Origin of the sequence: Allomuricauda sp. M10 (assembly GCF_020782875.1) — a bacterium.
Taxonomy (GTDB): domain Bacteria; phylum Bacteroidota; class Bacteroidia; order Flavobacteriales; family Flavobacteriaceae; genus Flagellimonas.
Genome location: NZ_JAJGBN010000008.1, coordinates 27,981 through 45,194, shown reverse-complemented (window position 1 = coordinate 45,194; position 17,214 = coordinate 27,981). Strand labels below are relative to the sequence as shown.

Here is a 17,214-nt window from a genome sequence, read left to right as displayed (position 1 = left end):
AGTAGCATTATGAAAAGAATCATGCAAGCATCCAAATTGTGGGTGATACCTATTTTGTTTTTGGCCTTTGTGCCTGAATTGAGTGCACAGGTAGTGGTGCGAAGGCCAGCGGTTACTGTGGTCCATAGACCTGTTGTAAGACCGTATGTTTATCCAGTGGCCAGGCCCGTTGTGGTTGCGCCGGTTGCACTTCCCCGTTACTATGCACCTGTGTACTATGCTGGTAATCCCTACTACTATGCCAATGGGGTTTTTTATGTGAGGATAGAGCAGTCTGATTCCTATAAAGTTGTACTGCCACCAGTCGGAACCATAGTGCCCAATCTTCCAGATGGTGCACATATGACCATAATAGATGATCGCGAATATTATGAGTTCGGTGATGTAATCTATAAAAAGGTGTTGGTAGAGAATTTGGTGAAATACGAAGTTGTAGGATACACAAAATCATAAAACATGGAAACAAGGAAAATTATGATTAAAAGAATATTGCTCCTGCTGCTATGGTCCACTTTCTTGCTTTTGGCAGCTTTTATGCAAAGCTGTGATGACGACGATGAGATCATCGTCATCACCAGATATTATGCTTATGAAGATGCTGAGGAGGCAGTTGCGGTTTCGCTGGCTTACAGTACCTATGGTATGGTAGCCAATATGAATTGGGCCAGTAATGAAATTCAGGAAAACAATGAATGTGGAGTGTTATATCAAGATAACGATACCCATTATGATGAGACTATTACAGGATACATCAGTTATGAGTACAACTATCAAGAGGAATACATTTGGTCTTGTGGTCCCGAAGTTTCAGTGGATTATGATCTTAAAGCTACCCAACAATTAAAATCCCTAAGGTTTGATTATGACCACGATATTGATTTAACTTTTGATATTTCAGGTTTGGAAGAAACCAGTTCAGATGAAATCTATGTCGGGAGTTATCAGCGGGAAGGTGAGTGGGAATCCAATTTTAATGGCGAAACCTACCGTTTTACTTTTGATAGTGATATTGATGGGGTTTTGGTCTCCAAGGAATCCAACAAAATATTTGCAGGTGCTGCCAACTTTACTTTAGAGCAGGCCTACAGTTATTCCAATGTAACGTATACCTATGAAGGGACCGTGGAATTTCTGAATGAAGATCAAGCAAAAGTAACCTTCGATAGCGGGGAAATTTTCTATGTTGATTTGGATAACATGAGTATTTCTGAAGATTAATTTCGATTCTCTAAGTTTGCTTAAAACCTGGGTGCCGTTTGTTCGGCATCCGGGTTTTTGTTTGAGCAATATCCAAGGAAACTGGATTGGCCAAAAAGCAAATGCCCCGGGACTCCAAGTTCCCAGGGCAAACATCTCAACTAACAAACAAACGAAACTATTTTTGATAATGCTTCTCTTTGCTAAAAAGCATACAACAGACCAATTTGGAATTGCATGGCGCGGTTGGTATAGGTTTCAAGGGGTTCTTCACGGTCGGATAACGGAATGGTAATGATCGTCCACGTTCCAGTTTGTTTATTTTGGAACGATTCAAATTTTTGCGCACCCATTCCCCCGGTAATTTTTACTTTCCAATGTTCAAGAAGTTGGTACGAATAAAAAAGGCCGCCGTTCAAATTTCGAACGCGCACAAAAGAGCCCTCATCCGTTTCCTTCCCAATTCCATAGCTGGAAGCATTAAGGTTCCACTCCAGTCCCAAAGTGCTTTTTATACTTGATGAATATGCCAAGGTTCCCTGCATGGGAAATCGGCCATAAATGGAAAGCTTATGAGTTATCCGATAATCAAAATCCAAAAGGGGGATCAATTGATTTCCAAAGAACTGATGGGCATATCCCAACCCAATTCCCAAGGTCAGGTCATCGGAGAATTTTCTTTGCATCCCAACTCCCATACCGAAGATTATATCGCGTATTGTAATGTTTTCCAGGTCGCTGTTCAGGGAAATTTTACCAGCAAGGAAATATTCATTTCGTCCATTCCCTTTTAATTTGGCTACTATGGGTATTCCTAGTTCAAATAATCTAGTTCCGATTTCCATGGGAAGATTTTCAAGCAACAAGGCTTGAGGCGCTATTCCTGTGGCCAATCCAACCCCTTTTTCTTTAAGAATCGGGAAAACCAACTGACCTTCCAAATGCGAAATATGCCCGGAATCCACATCTTTTAAAGTAGATAGGCCATATTTTACATAAATGGGTGATTTCTCCTGTCCTGTTCCTTTAAAACCTAACAAGGAAAGGGAGATAACAATGAGGCTTTTGGTAATGTTTCTGTTCATGTGGTTTACTGGTGGATCAATTTACCGTCCATCAATTCTAATGTTCGGTCGCAATTGGCGGCAAAATCATCATCATGCGTTACTGCGATAATGGTCTGGCCCCTTTCTTTGGCCAATTCCCTGAAAATGTCGAAAACAATCTGCGTATTCTTCGAATCTAGGTTTCCAGTAGGTTCATCACCCATGATAATAGTAGGTTCATTGATGAGTGCCCTGGCAATGGCTACACGCTGTTGTTGCCCTCCTGAAAGTTTATTGGCAGGCTTGAGGGCCTGGTCTTCCAACCCCAAAAGTTTTAGATTGCCCATGGCACTTTCCTCTATTTCTTCCGATGATTTTTTTTCCAATTTCAATGCAGGGAGCATTACGTTGTCCAATGCCGAAAATTCAGGAAGTAAATAATGGAATTGGAATACAAAACCAATGTGCTCGTTCCTAAAAGCTGCCAGCTCGTTCTGTGCCTTTCCTGTCAAGGTTAATCCGTTGATAGTCAGGGAACCTTCATAAGTGGTGTCCATGGTGGAAAGGATGTACAATAGGGTCGATTTTCCGGAGCCGGATTTCCCGGTCAGGGCCAAAAACTCCCCTTTTTTTATATCGAAGGAAATGTCCTTTAATACATGGAACGTTTGGGGTTCATGGAAATATTTGTTCAGGTTTTTTACCGATAGGGCTAGATTTTCCATGATATTATCCTCTAATGATTTCAACAGGGTCTACTTGGGAGGCTTTTTTGGCCGGAAGGTACCCGGCAATGAAGGTGGTGATCAATCCAAATACAAATGCCATGATATAATCTTTGGTCCTGTACGTTATCGGCAAGGTTTCCAACGAAGCAATTTTGAATGGAATATGGTTTACCAATACGGAAACCAAGTACCCCAAAATAATTCCTACCACTCCTCCCAAAATACCAATGATCACCGATTGGGTCAAGAAGATCTGAATGATATCCTTCCCGTCGAACCCCATGGCCTTAAGGATGGCAATCTCACGGATCTTCTCGTTTACCGTCATGTTCATGATGTTGTAGATCCCAAAACCGGCAACGATTAAAATGGTGAGGGAAACGGCCACCGCAATGATGTTCCGTAGTTTGTTTGCAGCCTCCAACTGTCCGTTCGCCTCTTGCCAGGGCTCCACTTTGTAAGGTGTTATTTTGCCAATTCTCTGTGCAATCGAAACGGCTCTGTCATAATCCTTTACATTCACTTGGATATCGGTGACATATCCCATGTTCTTGGATATCAATTGCCTTGCAAACCCGATCCTAATGTAGGCACGAGAGTTATCCACACTAGCTAGAGTGGTCTCTACAATGCCGATGACCTTGTAATTTTTGGTAATGCCATCTTCTGTGGTCAGTACTACATTGTCGTTGAGGTGCAGACTCAATTTTTTGGCCAATCCACTGCCCAAAAGAATACCGTCGCTCCTTCTGTTCAGGTCCATCCAATCACCTTCAACAACATATTGTGCGGTTCCAAAAAGTTGGTCTTCATTGACCACATCGATACCGGACAACATTCCATTGACTTTCGTGGCACCATTTCTAAAAAATACATTGATGTTCAATTGTGGGGTAATGCCACTGATCTCGGGAACGGAATCCAAAAGGTTCAATATTTTTTCAGAGTTCTTGATGCCTTCGGTGTATTGGATGACTTTGGGATTTCTTATGTTGACCAATATGTTTTCATCAATATGATCAGCAAAAAGATTGGTATTGTCTTGGGGAATATCATTGTAGATTCGGATGTGGGCCAAGGTACTGAACGCAAGTCCGGTTTGGGTATCATTGACACCGGTCATGAAACTGTTCATGAAAATATACATGGAAATACCAAAGGTCACACTCAAAATGGCCACCAAGGTTTGTTTCAACCTAGAAGTCAAATGTGCGTTGGCAATCTTGTAATTGGTCTTGTTCACGATCATTCCTTTTCCTTTTTTGGATTGATGATCCGTGTCGATTCGTCCAAACCTTCCAGTACCTGGACCCATTCACTCGTTTTTATCCCAAGTTTGATGGGTACTTCCTTTTTGTCCTTGTCCAAGATGACCATATGCTCCTTCATCACATATTGGGCAGGTATGACCAATGCATTTTTGATGTCGGCTATTACAATATTGGCCTGTAACTGGGTGCCCGCATAAACGGAAGACGGTGTTTCTGTAAAAGTGGCTTCCACCACAAAGGATTGTTCTTTTTCGTCAAAAGCAGGGTAGATTTTGGTAATCAAGGCGTTAAAAGTGATGTCTTTTTCCGTGTTTAGGGAAACTTTTGCCCGCTGACCCAATGTAACCCTCGAAATATCTTCCTCGGCAACAAATAATTTAAGGATATATCCACCTCCACCAATTTTTGCGATACTTTCTCCTCTTTTTACCAATTCTCCCTGCTCTTTGTAAACATTCAGTACAATGCCATTCAATTGTGATTTAATGAAGTAATCGTCATTGTTTTCCTGTTGGATGCGTAACTGGCTCTTCGCATTGGCCAAATTTATCAACAATGATTGTTGAAGGTCAGACAATGATTTTTTAAGGATTTCTACCTGGGCCTTGGAGTTTTCAAACTGTACCTTGGCCTTGTCATAATCCAATTGGGATACGGCATTGGTTTTGATCAGTTGGTTGTACCGTTCCAAGTTTTTTTGGTCCAATTCAAATTGTGTTTCCGCTTGTTCAATTTGAAGTCGCAATTGTGTGATCTGTGGGGAACTTGGTTTTGCCTTTGCCATGGCATCCTGATAGTTCACCAACGCATTTTCCAACTGACTGGATTGAACTCCGTTTGATAATTGAAAAAGATCGTCTCCAATGTGTATCTCATCTCCTTCCTTTACCAAACTATGGCGAAGAAACCCTTCCGTATTGGCCGTAACAGTATACTCATTGGATTTGGCCAAATATCCACTGGCAAACACCACGTCAATAATATCCCTTTTAATGGGGGTAGTGGTATCCCCACGGTTACAACTTGAAAGGAGCAGCAAGATGATACAGGTAAAGGTTCTATAAATTGTTGTCATTTTTTCTGGAAAGGATGGTTGAATAGCTACTGTATAGGTTGGAAAGCGCATTTAAATAGTTGTTTTCTGATTTTAGGTAATCTTCAAAAACCTTGAAATATGTTTCCAGGCTGATGATTCCCTGTTGTAATTTTTGATGGGCCAGGCTCACATTGTCCTCGTAGAGCAGGTAATTGTTGTGGGCAGAGGTCAAAGCGTCAAGATTTATCGAATGTTCCTTCAATAAAAGGTCGTCCCTCAAAATGGACTCCCTTTTTTCTTGCTCCAATGATTTATCCACAATGCGCTTTTCTATTTTGGCTATTTTGATTTTTTGATGATTGGCGAACCCTGTGAAAATGGGAACCGAAACATTTAAGCCCACATAACTGTAATCGGACCATGCATTGCCATCCAATGAGAATGTAAAATCGTTTTGAAACTGTTGTTGTCCGAAATAGGCGTTCAAGGTCAGTTTCGGATAATAAAGGGCCCTTTGTTGTTTTATGTCCAACCGTGCCTGCTCTGATTGAAGCGCTAACAGGTGAATGTTTTTGTCCATGGACAATTCATTGGTTGCTGAAAAAGCATGTTCAAAAGATGATTGGGCTTCATGTAATTCAAGGGCCACCCCTGTTGGAATACCGAGCAAATTTTTCAATTGGTTCAAGGATTGTTCCCATAGGATCCTATTGGAAAGGAGGTTCTGCTGGATATTGTTCAGGTTGATGGAAGCTTGGTTCCATATCGATTTATCCACCAATCCATTTTGAAATTTTTCTTGGGTCAAAATCAGGATACTATCTGCCAATGCAAGATCTTTTGTGGAAATGTCCAGTGCCTTTTGGGCAATAAGCGAGGTGTAATAGTAAAGTGCAATCTGCTCGGTAAGCCGTTCATCAAAAAGCTCGGATTGCACTTGGGTAATCTGGGTGCCTACCTTTGCAGTCCTTGATTTCATGCTATTCTGCCAATCTAGCACCGTTTGTGTGACGGTCACCCCTGCATTGTAGTTATAGTCCTGCCCAAATTGAACATTTACCAACGTCCCTGGTTGTCCCACAAGTTCGCCTGGGATGGGCGTAGTGGCCAATTTCAGGTTGTTTTGGGCGTTGAAATTTCCGGAAATATTAGGGAGTAAATAGCTTTTGGAAAGTCGGTATTCCGATTTGGACCTATCGTTTTGAAGGCTTTGTATTTCCTTGTCGATATTGTGCTTTTTGGCATATGCAATAGCTTCGGAAACTTGGGCCAAAACAATGGTGTCCGAACTTTTTTGTGCAACCAATCGGGAAGCCTGAAATAAGAATACAAATACAATTATGAAACGGGCCTTCCTCATTTCAATCGTGTCCAGGTGATGTCCGTAGAGAACCATAATTTGGTGATGTGCAAAGTCAACTCCTTTTGGTCATCGGATATTTTTATACTACAATTGGCCTCTTGCCCTTTTTTGGGCAGATATACAGTGCCATCTTCCCAGATGTGACCATTGAAGTAGAGATCCGAAATAATATCGATGCCCAAGATTTTGCGGTTCCTTAGAGATTTCTTTGGGTTGTTCTTATCGGTTTTAGGTTCCCCATTGGTAGTATTGGGTTCTTGTAACCAAACAATCTTCCCGTAAAATTTGCCTTCTTTTTGATAAATTTCCACATGGGCATCTTTCTTGTCGTTCAACCATGTTCCCGTGATGTCCGTATCCTGGGTTTGCCCGTAGGACATCGACATAGTCAGAAAGAAAAATGCTATCAACACTATTGATTTCATGAATGTTTTTTAGATAGGTTCCTGGTCAAAATTGACCATTGTGCTATCCTAAACACACTTTGAATTGGGTAAAGGGTACATTATGGGAACTGAAAGGGGCGTTAGGGGGATTCAAGTATTTTTTGATTCGTATAAAAAGGTTGAAGATCCCATAAAATAAAGCTTCAATCCAATATTTTTTCTTTGAAATAACTGTGATTGAGGGTGTTAGGATGAAAGTTTGAAATACAAGTTTATTTTGTTATTTTAGTTCGGTTACACAAAACCCGAGTAAAGTTTACAAAATCATAATCTCTGGCCTATCTTATTTTTATGAAATTTGTATTCGATGATAAGTGCTTCAACAATAAGGCCACTCCAGAAAAGTTAGCCAAAATGATCAATCAATCCAATAGGAATGCATTCAACTCCTTATTTGGGATGCTTTGGGAGCCCATGTACCTTTATGCATCATCGCTGGTCATGAACAATTCCATGGCCAAGGATTTGGTTCAGGAAGTTTGGATCGACTATTGGCAACGAAGGGAAACAATAGAGGTTCAGAACATAAAATCCTATCTCTTCAAGGCCATTCGTTACAAGTGCTACAATGCGCTTCGGGATACCAAATTCAACAAAATACAGATAGAGGTTGCACATTCCGTTTGCATAAACTCCGAAGTGGAAATGGAAGCTGATTTGGTTGATTTGTCCAAACGTATTGATGACACCATCTCCAGCCTGCCGAAAAGGTGTCAAGAAGTTTTTATCATGAGTCGCATCAACCAAGTCAACAACAAGGAAATTGCAGAGAGGTTGAATATTTCCCAGCGCTCTGTTGAAAATCAAATCTCCTTTGCCCTTCGCAGACTTCGCCAAGAACTCACTTTGGTGAAATCACTGTTTTTTTAACATATTTCTATTTTTACCTAAAGGTTAATAAGAATCCCTTAATATTAAGTAAACATTAAAACTCATTTTTTTAATGTGCGTAATTGTGTGTCTTTGGTACTTATATATGAAAAGAGCACAAAATGACTGAAAATGAAATTAAGGGATTGATGGAAAAGTACTTAAATGGTACGATTACCGAACAGGAAGAATCCCTTCTGGAGCAGTTCGATGGTGGTCTATTTTTAAGAAATAGTAAGAACACCTTCGCAAATGATGATCAACGGAAACGTATGGCAAAACAGCTTTCCGATGGAATAACCCAACCCAAAAGGAATAAATCGATATTGAGATGGACCAAAGCTGCGGCTTCTTTGGCCCTTTTGATGGGTTTGGGATATTTCTTCTACTCTAAAATGAAAGTTGAGCCGGTAGTTGAGCCTCTGGTTGAGATTGTTAAGACGACAGAGTGGGGGCAAAAATTGAACATTACCCTAGCCGATGGTACCCAAGTAAGGTTGAATTCAGGGAGTACCCTAAAATATCCAAGTCGATTTGAAGGTAACCTGCGTCAAGTAGAATTGATAGGGGAAGCCTTTTTTGATGTGGCCAAAAACCCGAAAATACCCTTTGTAATCCAGTCCGGGGAAGTGCAGACCACGGTTTTAGGGACATCTTTCAATGTGGACACCTATCCTGATGATGACCAAATCGCAGTCACCGTTTCTACTGGAAAGGTAAAAGTAGCATCCCAAGAAAATGAAATCATCTTGGAGCCCAACGAGCAAGGCGTGTTCCATAAAAAAACCAAAACCATGACCAAGGAAAGAGTGGATATTGCTGCCGCACTCCATTGGAAGAACGGTATCATCCATTTTGAGGATGTACCCCTCGCAAAGGCCTTGGAAACCTTGGAAAAATGGTATGGTGTCACCTTCGTACTTGAAAACAAAAACGCTGGCAATTGCCATATCAGCGCAAGCTATAACAACGAATTGCTTACTACAGTGCTGGAAAGTATCGTGTTTGCCAAGAAAGGATTACAATATGAATTTTTGGAGGATCAGAAGATCCTGATCAAAGGAAAATGCACTGACTAAATCAACCTAACTTAACAAATACGCCTATGATATGAATACAACCAAATAAAAAACAGCCTGCAACACTTTGGCGAGCGGAAACAGGCTGTCGAAAATTCAATGATTACAAATACTTATAACCATTTAAACATTATGTGAAATTATGAATTCACTAACTATTAAACAATTTATCAAGTTGACATTCCGTACATTTTGCTTCATGATCATCTTGGCACTGTTAAATCCGGTGTTGGCGGCCAATGTAAGGGGACAAAAACTGGAGAACTACAGGGTGGACCTATCCGTTAACGATGCCACGGTAGTTGAGGTCTTGAAACAGATAGAGGAACAAACAGACTTCAAATTTGTGTATGATCGCAAGGTGGAACGTTTGCACAAAACGTACGACATTGTCTACAACAAAGTGTCCCTTAAGTCTATATTGGAACTGATGGCCAAAGATGCCGATCTTACCTTTAGAAGGATCAACCACACCATTTCCATAGATGTAAAACCCAAGGCTCCCCAAAGGATTGTGGAAGTCGTTTTTATTACCGTTTCGGGAACCGTTACTGATGAAAACGGAATTCCACTGGCGGGCGCATCCGTACAGGAAAAGGGGTCAGGAAATGGTACCATTACTGATTTTGATGGAAGGTATTCCATAGATGTGGAAAGTAACTCAATACTGCAATTCTCGTATCTGGGGTATAGTCCAAAAGAAATTGCCGTGGATGGTAGAACCAATATTGATGTGCAATTGTTGGCCGATGCCACCCAATTGGAAGATGTAGTGGTAGTTGGTTACGGCACCCAAAGAAAAACCGACGTTACCGGTTCCATTGCCTCTGTGGAAAGTGAGGATTTCAATAAAGGAATCGTGATGAACCCCGGGCAGCTTTTACAAGGTAAAGTTGCGGGTGTCAATATTTCCAACGTAAGTGGTGAGCCAGGTGCCGCCCAGGATGTTATCATCCGTGGGGTGGGAAGCTTGCGTTCCGGTACCACTCCGTTATATGTAATCGATGGTTTTGCTTTGGACAATACAGGTACTGGAGTGCCTACTAACCCATTGAACTTTATCAACCCACAGGATATCCAAAGCATCGATGTGTTGAAAGATGCCTCTGCAGCAGCTATTTACGGAGCCAGGGCCGCAAATGGGGTTATTGTGATCACCACCAAAAAAGGAAAAGCAGGACGTACCCAAATGGATTTGAGTGTATCTACCGGCTTTTCAACTTTGGCCAATAAAGTTGATGTATTCAGTGCCAATGAGTTCCGTCAACAAGTAGTGGCCGCTGGCGGCAATTTGGATGATGGCGGAGCCAATACCGATTGGCAAGATGCCTTGAGCCGAACCGGTTTCTCTAAAAATATAAACTTGTCCATGGGTGGGGGGGCTGAAAAATTCTCCTATCACGCTTCATTGGGCGTAAATGATCAAGAAGGTATTTTAAGGGCAAACGACCTTAAAAGGTATTCAGGCCGATTGAATTTGGTACAAAAAGCATTGAACGACCGTTTCAAGGTAGAATTTAACATGACGGCCAGTAGGACCGAAAACCTAAGAGCAGATTCAAGAGCCATTGTTGGGGATATGCTTCAAATGAATCCAACTCTTCCATTGTATGTTAATGGGCAACCCGCCATGCTGGACAATGCATTGAACCCATTGACCCGAGAAAAGATTTTCAGTGATGAGGCCCTAAACCATAGGATTTTGGCCAACGTGTCCCCATCCATTGAAATTATAGACGGGTTGACCTACAAATTGAATTTGGGTGTTGATTATTCCACAACGGAAAGGGATATCCAATACATCCCATACTCTTTGTTGGAGGGCTATATCAATGGATCGTTGAACTCCATTTATACCACCAACAAGAACAGCTTGGTAGAAAATACCCTTACCTACAATTATTCAACTGATAAGCACAACTTTACCGTTTTGGCGGGTCACACCTACCAAAAAACTTTTGTGCATCAAAAGAGTTTTGAATTGGAAGGTTTTGCAGACAATGGTATAGAACCAAAGTATCAAGATCAGATCAGTGGCGAAAGTACCCAAACGTATATGTATACCTATGCCACCGAAAATGAATTGCAGTCTTTCTTTGGAAGGGTAAACTATGCTTACGATAATAAATATCTGTTGACCGCTACTATGCGTGCCGATGGATCCTCAAAATTTGGGGGCAACAACAAGTATGGATATTTCCCATCTGTGGCATTGGGTTGGAATATTATGAACGAGGATTTTTTAAGCTCCAACACGGCTATCAATAATTTGAAATTAAGGGCCAGCTGGGGTAAGACCGGTAACCAGGAAATTCCATCCAAGATCACCAAATTGAGCTATACCGATAGTAAGGATGGCAACGATTCCTATCCAATCAATGGAGATGAAGACTCGTTGGAAGATTATCCTTATGGAACCATTTTTACCCGTTTGGCCAATCCTGATATCCAATGGGAAGTTTCCCAACAAGTCGACATCGGCTTGGATTTCGGTTTGTTCAACAATCGTCTTTCAGGAACCCTGGATTATTTCCAGAAAGTGTCCAAGAATATTTTGTTGGAGGTAACCCCTGCCGATCCTATTCAGCCAACCGATAAGTACTGGACCAACATCCCTGATATGGAAATCAAGAACAACGGTATTGAATTCGCCTTGGATTACCACAGTGATTACAGCAAGGATTTCTCCTATAACATTGGAGGTAATTTAGCGTATACGCAAAATGAAGTGGCCAATTCGCCCTACAAAGTTTTGACCACTGGAGCGGCCCAAGGAGCAGGACAGACCGATGCCACCATCAACGGAAACATCAATGGCGAGCCAATCGGTTCCTTCTATATGCAAGAATTCTTGGGTATCGGAGATGACGGTTTGAGCATCTTATCTGAAGACAGAAAAGTGGTGGGCAGCGCCCTTCCACCTTTGGTGTATGCATTCTACCTGAACTTCAAGTACAAGGATTTTGACCTAGGATTGAACTTTAACGGAGTTTCTGGTAACAAAGTATACAACCATACCGCAATGTCCTTGTTTAAAAAAGGATTGTTGGCTTCAAACTTCAATACCACGTCGATCGCATCGGAGTTTCCTAACGAAGACATAACCAATTCCAATGCGGTTTCTACCCGTTATTTGGAGGATGGGGATTTCTTGCGCCTGAACAATGCCACCTTGGGTTACAGTCTAAGACCGGCCCTAATCGGTTTGGATGGCTTGGTGAACAATATTCGTCTTTCCGTAACAGGTCAGAACCTTTTTGTAATCACCGATTATACCGGTTTTGATCCTGAGATCAACTCGAACTTGACTATTGATGGCATCCAGACCTTCGGGATCGATTACTTCAATTATCCGAAGGCTAGAACCGTGGTATTTGGCTTAAATGTATCATTCTAATCAAAAAAACACTTCAAAAATGAAGAACAAGATAATAATAGCATTATTGGGGATTTCCTTATTCTCAAACTTGAGCTGTACCGATTTGGAGGAAGAAGTTTTGGACGAATCCCTGGAAGGAAGCGGACAAGCAGAACTGATCAGTGGTGCCATTGCCCCAGCTTATGGGCAAGTGGCTTGGACTTGGAGACATACTAATTATTACGGTTTGCAATTGATCGCTGCCGATGAGGCCATTTTGCCATATCGTGGAGGAACGGATTGGTATGACGGTGGTAAATTTTTGGAAACGCATGCCCATACCATTTCAACCGGAAATGATTTGGTTGGTAGTTCTTGGAATGAGGTGACCAAAAATATTTCACGTGCACTTTCTGCCATTGAAGTATTGAAACCACTTGCAGAAGCAGGCGATACCGAGGCGGAAGGAGCCCTTTACGAAATGATTGCCCTACGTGCCTATATGAACATGTTGGTGCTGGATAGCTGGGGATTGGCCTTTAAAAAGGAAAATTCTGATGATCTTTCCGAAATTCTAAGGGGACAAGATGCTATTGATTATATTGAAAGCGAATTCTTGTCAGTGGTGGACGTAATTAATTCGAGCAGAGGCCCTGGTAGGATTACCCAAGCGGCTGTTTGGGGCTTTTTGGCAAGATTGAACCTGAATGCGGCCGTATATCGTGATCCATATGGTACACCCAATTTCACCAATGCGGACATGGACAAAGTAATCGGGTATACCGATAACATCATCAATTCAGGGGCCTTTGCATTGTCCCCAGAATATTTTGATCTGTTCAACGATGATAACAATGACAATTCTGAAATCATTTTTGCAGCGGATCAACGCGGGGTAATGAACAATGAGCACAGCCGATGGGCTTATTGGTCCTTGGCAGGTTCTTGGTTTCCAAGACCAGAGTTTCCAAGTGCTGACGGTACCGATGGTCCGGCCATTACTTCCGATTTCTACCAAACTTGGGTAGATGCCTATGGAACCGAAGATCCAGCAGCCGATGCCAGGTTCTTCATGGAAAACCAAATTATCCCGGCAGAATTGCAGGATTTGACCGGTGTTACTCCTGAAAATGATGAAGACCATTACTATTGTATCTCTGCAGAGGATTTCGAGATCAATAGGGGAATCATTCGTGGTGTTATTTGGGGACCAAGAAAAGATGAAAGCGGTAACTTTTATACCTGTGATGGTGGGTACCGAATCTATCCGGTTATCCAAACCAAAGGAAATGGCCCTGATAAAAATGTGGATTATGTGAACCACGTGTTGCAGGTTGATTTCACCAACGAGGGAAGGTTGCACCGTAATGGCTACAGGGTATCCAAATACCAGTTTAGCCATACTTCGCCCAATGGTAACAACTATAGCAGTGTGGATCTGGTGTTGATGCGTTTGGCCGAAATTTATTTGATGCGTGCCGAAGCAAAACTCAGAAATGGAGACAGTGCCGGAGCCTTGGTGGACATGAACACTGTTAGGACCGCGAGAACTGCACGTCCAGACCAAACCCCAGAAGCATTGCCAGGTATAGATTTGGACATTCTTTTCCGTGAGCGTGGTTTTGAATTGTACTGGGAAGGTTTCAGGAGAACAGACCAGATCCGATTCGGTCATTATGAGGATGCTTGGACCGAAAAAACAGATACGGATGTTCACCACAGATTGTTTCCTATTCCACAGGATGCCATCGATGGAGCATCAAATGTGCCAGGTTATCTGGAACAGAACGAAGGGTATTAACCAAGTGTATTTTTTAGCACATGCGGCAAGTTGGGATTCCTCTTGCCGCTTGCTTTTTTAAACAATGTATTGAATGAAAATAATGAAGATTTCATACCCTAAAATTTTGGCTTTTATTGTAGCGTTTGTAGCATTCGGATGTTCCACAAAGAAGGATGGGCAAGTTGAAACGAATCAAGAAGAACCACTTAGTATCATCTTGATGATTGGGGATGGTATGGGCGTTCCCCAGGTATCCTCGGCCTATTACTTTGGAGAGGAACCCCCCCCAATTTTTCTAGGTTTACCCATATCGGTTTACACAAGACCTCGGACAAAAGTTCCAAGATTACCGATTCTGCCGCAGGGGCAACAGCTTTTTCAACAGGACAAAAAACCTACAAAAGGGCCATTGGTGTTTCTGTGGATAGTATTCCGCAAGAAACCATTTTGGAGCAACTTCAAAAAGAAGGCTATCAAACCGGTTTGATTAGTTTGACTTCCATTACCCACGCTACGCCGGCCAGCTTTTATGCCCATGTGACCGATCGCGATATGCATGAGGAAATTGCTGCGCAATTGGTAACGGCAAAGGTGGATTTCTTTGCAGGAGGTGGAAAAAAATTCTTCAACCAACGAGCTGATGGGAAAGACCTCTTTCAATCTTTAGTGGAGGAGAATTATTATTTAGATACTGTTCAACTTTCCAATCCGGTTGTGGATCGACCCAATGCCTATGTATTGGCCGAGGATGGCATTCCTTCAAAAACGGAGGGCAGAGGCGATTTTCTAAAGGATGCCACTAAAATGGCCTTGGATTATTTTGATCAGAAGAAAAGGCCTTTCTTTTTAATGGTGGAAGGTTCGTATATTGACTGGGGAGGTCATGCGGAAGATGCCGAAATGATGGTTGCCGAAGTCCTAGATTTTGATAAAACCTTGGGAACGGTACTGGATTATGTGAAAGAACATCCCAATACCTTGTTGGTGGTCACGGCCGATCATGAAACCGGTGGCGTTAGCATTGGAAAATACTATGAAGTGGATGAAGCCGGCAATAAAAAGGAAGTGAACGATAAGGTAGCGGTGTATTTTAATTCAAATCAGCATAGTGGCGAGTTGATACCGGTTTTTGCCGAAGGGAAAGGCGCTGAATACTTTCAGGGAATCTATGAGAACAACGAAATTTATCACAAGCTTTTTCAGGCTATAAATCAGAACAAAAAATAGGATGAAAAAAATTATTGGAGTAGTAGCATTGGTACTTTGGTTATTAAGCGCGCATCAAAATCTGTTGGCGCAAGAAACGTACAAAGTACATTCCCACAACGATTATGAACAGGAACTGCCATTTTGGTTTGCCTACAGCAATGGTGCCGCATCCATTGAGGCCGATGTATTCCTGAAAAATGGCAAGCTGTATGTAACCCATGCCGAAAATGAAATCAAAGAAGGGAAAACTTTGGAAACCCTTTACTTGGACAAATTGCAAGGATTGAAAAAATCTGGGGATTTAAGGGAAATACAATTACTCATCGATATAAAATCCGAAGCGTATTCCACTATGAAGGAATTGGTTGGGGTATTGAAAAATTACCCAACATTGTCCAAAGTCAAATTTGTGGTTTCCGGGAACAGGCCTAAACTTGAGGACTATAAAAAGTATCCTGATTTTATTTGGTTCGATCATCAAAATTTGGATGAATTGGACCAGATTGATTTATCCAAGGTAGGATTGGTAAGTGTCAGCTTTAAGGATTTTTCGGTTTGGAACGGCTATGGAAGAATGACCGCACCCGATTTTGAAGTTGTACAGAATGCTATTGCAAAAGCCAAGAAATCAGGCAAACCCTTTCGCTTTTGGGCCACACCTGATACCAAGACGGCTTGGACCCGATTGGCCAAAATGGGCGTAGATTTTATCAACACGGACGAACCTGCATTGGCCGTTCAGTATCTGGACAAATTGGATACCAATACCTTTCAACTTAAAAACGAGATCGCTGTTTATGAACCAAAATTTGGTTATGATGCCAAATCGAAACCAAAGAATGTCATTTTAATGATCGGGGACGGAAATGGACTGGCCCAAATAACCTCGGCCATGATTGCCAATCGTGGTAAACTTACGATTGCCGGTTTAAAGAACATCGGGTTGGTAAAAACGTCATCGTTTGATGATTTGATCACCGATTCTGCCGCTGGGGCAACTGCCATGGCCACTGGGAACAAGACAAACAACCGAGCTATTGGAGTGGGGCCGAAAGGTGAGGTCTTGACCAATCTGGTTGACGTGGTTCATAAAAAAGGTTTCAATACTGGGATTGTTTCTACGGATGCCATTTACGGGGCAACCCCTTCCTCTTTTTTTGCTCATCGGGTGGAGCGTGACGATACAGAAGGTCTTGTGGCCGATTTGACCAAGAGCAACTTGAATTTTTTCATGGCCGGGGGACAAAACCAGGAAGGAACTATTTCCAAGGTATTCCAGAACCAAACGTTGGAGGGTTTTTCAGATTTCTCCAGGCAAACTGCAGTTTATTTGGGGGAGAACAAAGTACCTTCCATGGAGAAGGGCAGGGGAGCTACGTTGCCTGAGGCAGTCAAAAAATCTTTAGAAGTTCTAGGTGATAAACAGGAGCCATTCTTTTTGATGGTGGAAGGAGCTCAAATTGACAACGGAGGACATTCGAACAGTACCAGCGACATTGTGCAGGAAATGTTGGATTTTGACCAAGCCATTGCGGCGGCCATTCGTTTTGCTGATGCCAATGAGAATACGTTGGTGGTCATTACCGCCGATCATGAAACATCCGGTTTCGGAATCGTTGGAGGAAGTTTGCAGGATGGGACAATCCACGGTGATTTTTTAACGATTGACCATACCGGAATTATGGTGCCCTTGTTTGCGTATGGTCCACATGCAGAAGATTTCAACGGCGTTTATGAAAATACCGAAGTCTTTACTAAAATATTGACCGCTTTGCAACTGAAGTAACGGATAGGTGCGCTTACCTTTGGTGGGTGCACCTTCTTTTTT

14 protein-coding genes are annotated in these 17,214 nt (G+C 42.1%); 8 read left to right on the top strand and 6 right to left on the bottom strand.

Going from position 1 to position 17,214, the window contains the following annotated elements:
• Positions 1 to 9: 9 nt before the first annotated feature.
• A complete protein-coding gene (locus LKX84_RS16635; RefSeq protein ID WP_228238635.1) occupies positions 10 to 453 on the top strand; it encodes a DUF6515 family protein in 444 nt (147 codons plus the stop codon).
• Between the two features lie 3 nt (positions 454 to 456).
• Positions 457 to 1,218, top strand: coding sequence for a hypothetical protein (locus LKX84_RS16630; RefSeq protein ID WP_228238633.1), 762 nt, complete (start codon positions 457 to 459; stop codon positions 1,216 to 1,218).
• 182 nt (positions 1,219 to 1,400) lie between these two features.
• Here the strand turns inward: LKX84_RS16630 and LKX84_RS16625 are convergent, their stop codons facing one another.
• Genes LKX84_RS16625 through LKX84_RS16600 form a run of 6 tightly spaced genes read right to left on the bottom strand, consistent with a single transcriptional unit; the run spans position 1,401 to position 7,066 of the window.
• Positions 1,401 to 2,282: a DUF6268 family outer membrane beta-barrel protein gene (locus LKX84_RS16625; RefSeq protein WP_228238631.1), complete on the bottom strand. Its 882-nt coding sequence runs from the start codon at positions 2,280 to 2,282 to the stop codon at positions 1,401 to 1,403.
• 5 nt (positions 2,283 to 2,287) lie between these two features.
• Positions 2,288 to 2,968 carry an ABC transporter ATP-binding protein gene (locus LKX84_RS16620; RefSeq protein ID WP_228238749.1) on the bottom strand — a complete coding sequence of 227 codons (681 nt, stop codon included), beginning with the start codon at positions 2,966 to 2,968 and terminating at the stop codon, positions 2,288 to 2,290.
• 4 nt (positions 2,969 to 2,972) lie between these two features.
• Positions 2,973 to 4,286, bottom strand: a complete 1,314-nt coding sequence (locus LKX84_RS16615) for an ABC transporter permease (protein ID WP_228238630.1) — start codon at positions 4,284 to 4,286, stop codon at positions 2,973 to 2,975.
• Positions 4,217 to 5,317, bottom strand: a complete 1,101-nt coding sequence (locus LKX84_RS16610; protein ID WP_228238628.1) for an efflux RND transporter periplasmic adaptor subunit — start codon at positions 5,315 to 5,317, stop codon at positions 4,217 to 4,219. Before LKX84_RS16610 ends, LKX84_RS16615 begins: the two co-directional genes overlap by 70 nt.
• On the bottom strand, positions 5,301 to 6,674 hold the full coding sequence (locus LKX84_RS16605) for a TolC family protein (protein ID WP_228238626.1): 1,374 nt from the start codon (positions 6,672 to 6,674) through the stop codon (positions 5,301 to 5,303). The genes LKX84_RS16610 and LKX84_RS16605 overlap by 17 nt, the downstream gene beginning before the upstream one ends.
• Positions 6,635 to 7,066, bottom strand: coding sequence for a DUF2147 domain-containing protein (locus LKX84_RS16600; RefSeq protein WP_228238624.1), 432 nt, complete (start codon positions 7,064 to 7,066; stop codon positions 6,635 to 6,637). The genes LKX84_RS16605 and LKX84_RS16600 overlap by 40 nt, the downstream gene beginning before the upstream one ends.
• A gap of 312 nt (positions 7,067 to 7,378) precedes the next feature.
• Between LKX84_RS16600 and LKX84_RS16595 the strand changes: the two genes are divergently transcribed.
• From LKX84_RS16595 to LKX84_RS16570, 6 genes are all read left to right on the top strand, one after another.
• The gene (locus LKX84_RS16595; protein ID WP_228238622.1) at positions 7,379 to 7,957 is read left to right on the top strand and encodes an RNA polymerase sigma-70 factor; all 579 of its coding nucleotides are present in this window, start codon (positions 7,379 to 7,381) and stop codon (positions 7,955 to 7,957) included.
• A 149-nt stretch (positions 7,958 to 8,106) separates the two neighbouring features.
• A complete protein-coding gene (locus LKX84_RS16590; protein ID WP_228238620.1) occupies positions 8,107 to 9,036 on the top strand; it encodes a FecR family protein in 930 nt (309 codons plus the stop codon).
• A 199-nt stretch (positions 9,037 to 9,235) separates the two neighbouring features.
• Positions 9,236 to 12,433 (top strand): SusC/RagA family TonB-linked outer membrane protein, encoded by a 3,198-nt coding sequence (locus LKX84_RS16585; RefSeq protein WP_228238618.1) that lies wholly within the window; start codon positions 9,236 to 9,238, stop codon positions 12,431 to 12,433.
• A 19-nt stretch (positions 12,434 to 12,452) separates the two neighbouring features.
• The gene (locus LKX84_RS16580) at positions 12,453 to 14,195 is read left to right on the top strand and encodes a RagB/SusD family nutrient uptake outer membrane protein (RefSeq protein WP_228238616.1); all 1,743 of its coding nucleotides are present in this window, start codon (positions 12,453 to 12,455) and stop codon (positions 14,193 to 14,195) included.
• A gap of 234 nt (positions 14,196 to 14,429) precedes the next feature.
• Positions 14,430 to 15,404 carry an alkaline phosphatase gene (locus tag LKX84_RS16575; protein ID WP_228238747.1) on the top strand — a complete coding sequence of 325 codons (975 nt, stop codon included), beginning with the start codon at positions 14,430 to 14,432 and terminating at the stop codon, positions 15,402 to 15,404.
• Between the two features lies 1 nt (position 15,405).
• Positions 15,406 to 17,172, top strand: coding sequence for an alkaline phosphatase (locus LKX84_RS16570; protein ID WP_228238614.1), 1,767 nt, complete (start codon positions 15,406 to 15,408; stop codon positions 17,170 to 17,172).
• The last annotated feature ends 42 nt before the right edge of the window (positions 17,173 to 17,214 follow it).

Coding starts and splice junctions, on each gene's coding strand:
- LKX84_RS16635 (WP_228238635.1), top strand. CDS start 10: ATGAAAAGAATCATGCAAGCATCCAAATTGTGGGTGATACCTATTTTG.
- LKX84_RS16630 (WP_228238633.1), top strand. CDS start 457: ATGGAAACAAGGAAAATTATGATTAAAAGAATATTGCTCCTGCTGCTA.
- LKX84_RS16625 (WP_228238631.1), bottom strand. CDS start 2,282: ATGAACAGAAACATTACCAAAAGCCTCATTGTTATCTCCCTTTCCTTG.
- LKX84_RS16620 (WP_228238749.1), bottom strand. CDS start 2,968: ATGGAAAATCTAGCCCTATCGGTAAAAAACCTGAACAAATATTTCCAT.
- LKX84_RS16615 (WP_228238630.1), bottom strand. CDS start 4,286: ATGGGTCCAGGTACTGGAAGGTTTGGACGAATCGACACGGATCATCAA.
- LKX84_RS16610 (WP_228238628.1), bottom strand. CDS start 5,317: ATGACAACAATTTATAGAACCTTTACCTGTATCATCTTGCTGCTCCTT.
- LKX84_RS16605 (WP_228238626.1), bottom strand. CDS start 6,674: ATGGTTCTCTACGGACATCACCTGGACACGATTGAAATGAGGAAGGCC.
- LKX84_RS16600 (WP_228238624.1), bottom strand. CDS start 7,066: ATGAAATCAATAGTGTTGATAGCATTTTTCTTTCTGACTATGTCGATG.
- LKX84_RS16595 (WP_228238622.1), top strand. CDS start 7,379: ATGAAATTTGTATTCGATGATAAGTGCTTCAACAATAAGGCCACTCCA.
- LKX84_RS16590 (WP_228238620.1), top strand. CDS start 8,107: ATGGAAAAGTACTTAAATGGTACGATTACCGAACAGGAAGAATCCCTT.
- LKX84_RS16585 (WP_228238618.1), top strand. CDS start 9,236: ATGATCATCTTGGCACTGTTAAATCCGGTGTTGGCGGCCAATGTAAGG.
- LKX84_RS16580 (WP_228238616.1), top strand. CDS start 12,453: ATGAAGAACAAGATAATAATAGCATTATTGGGGATTTCCTTATTCTCA.
- LKX84_RS16570 (WP_228238614.1), top strand. CDS start 15,406: ATGAAAAAAATTATTGGAGTAGTAGCATTGGTACTTTGGTTATTAAGC.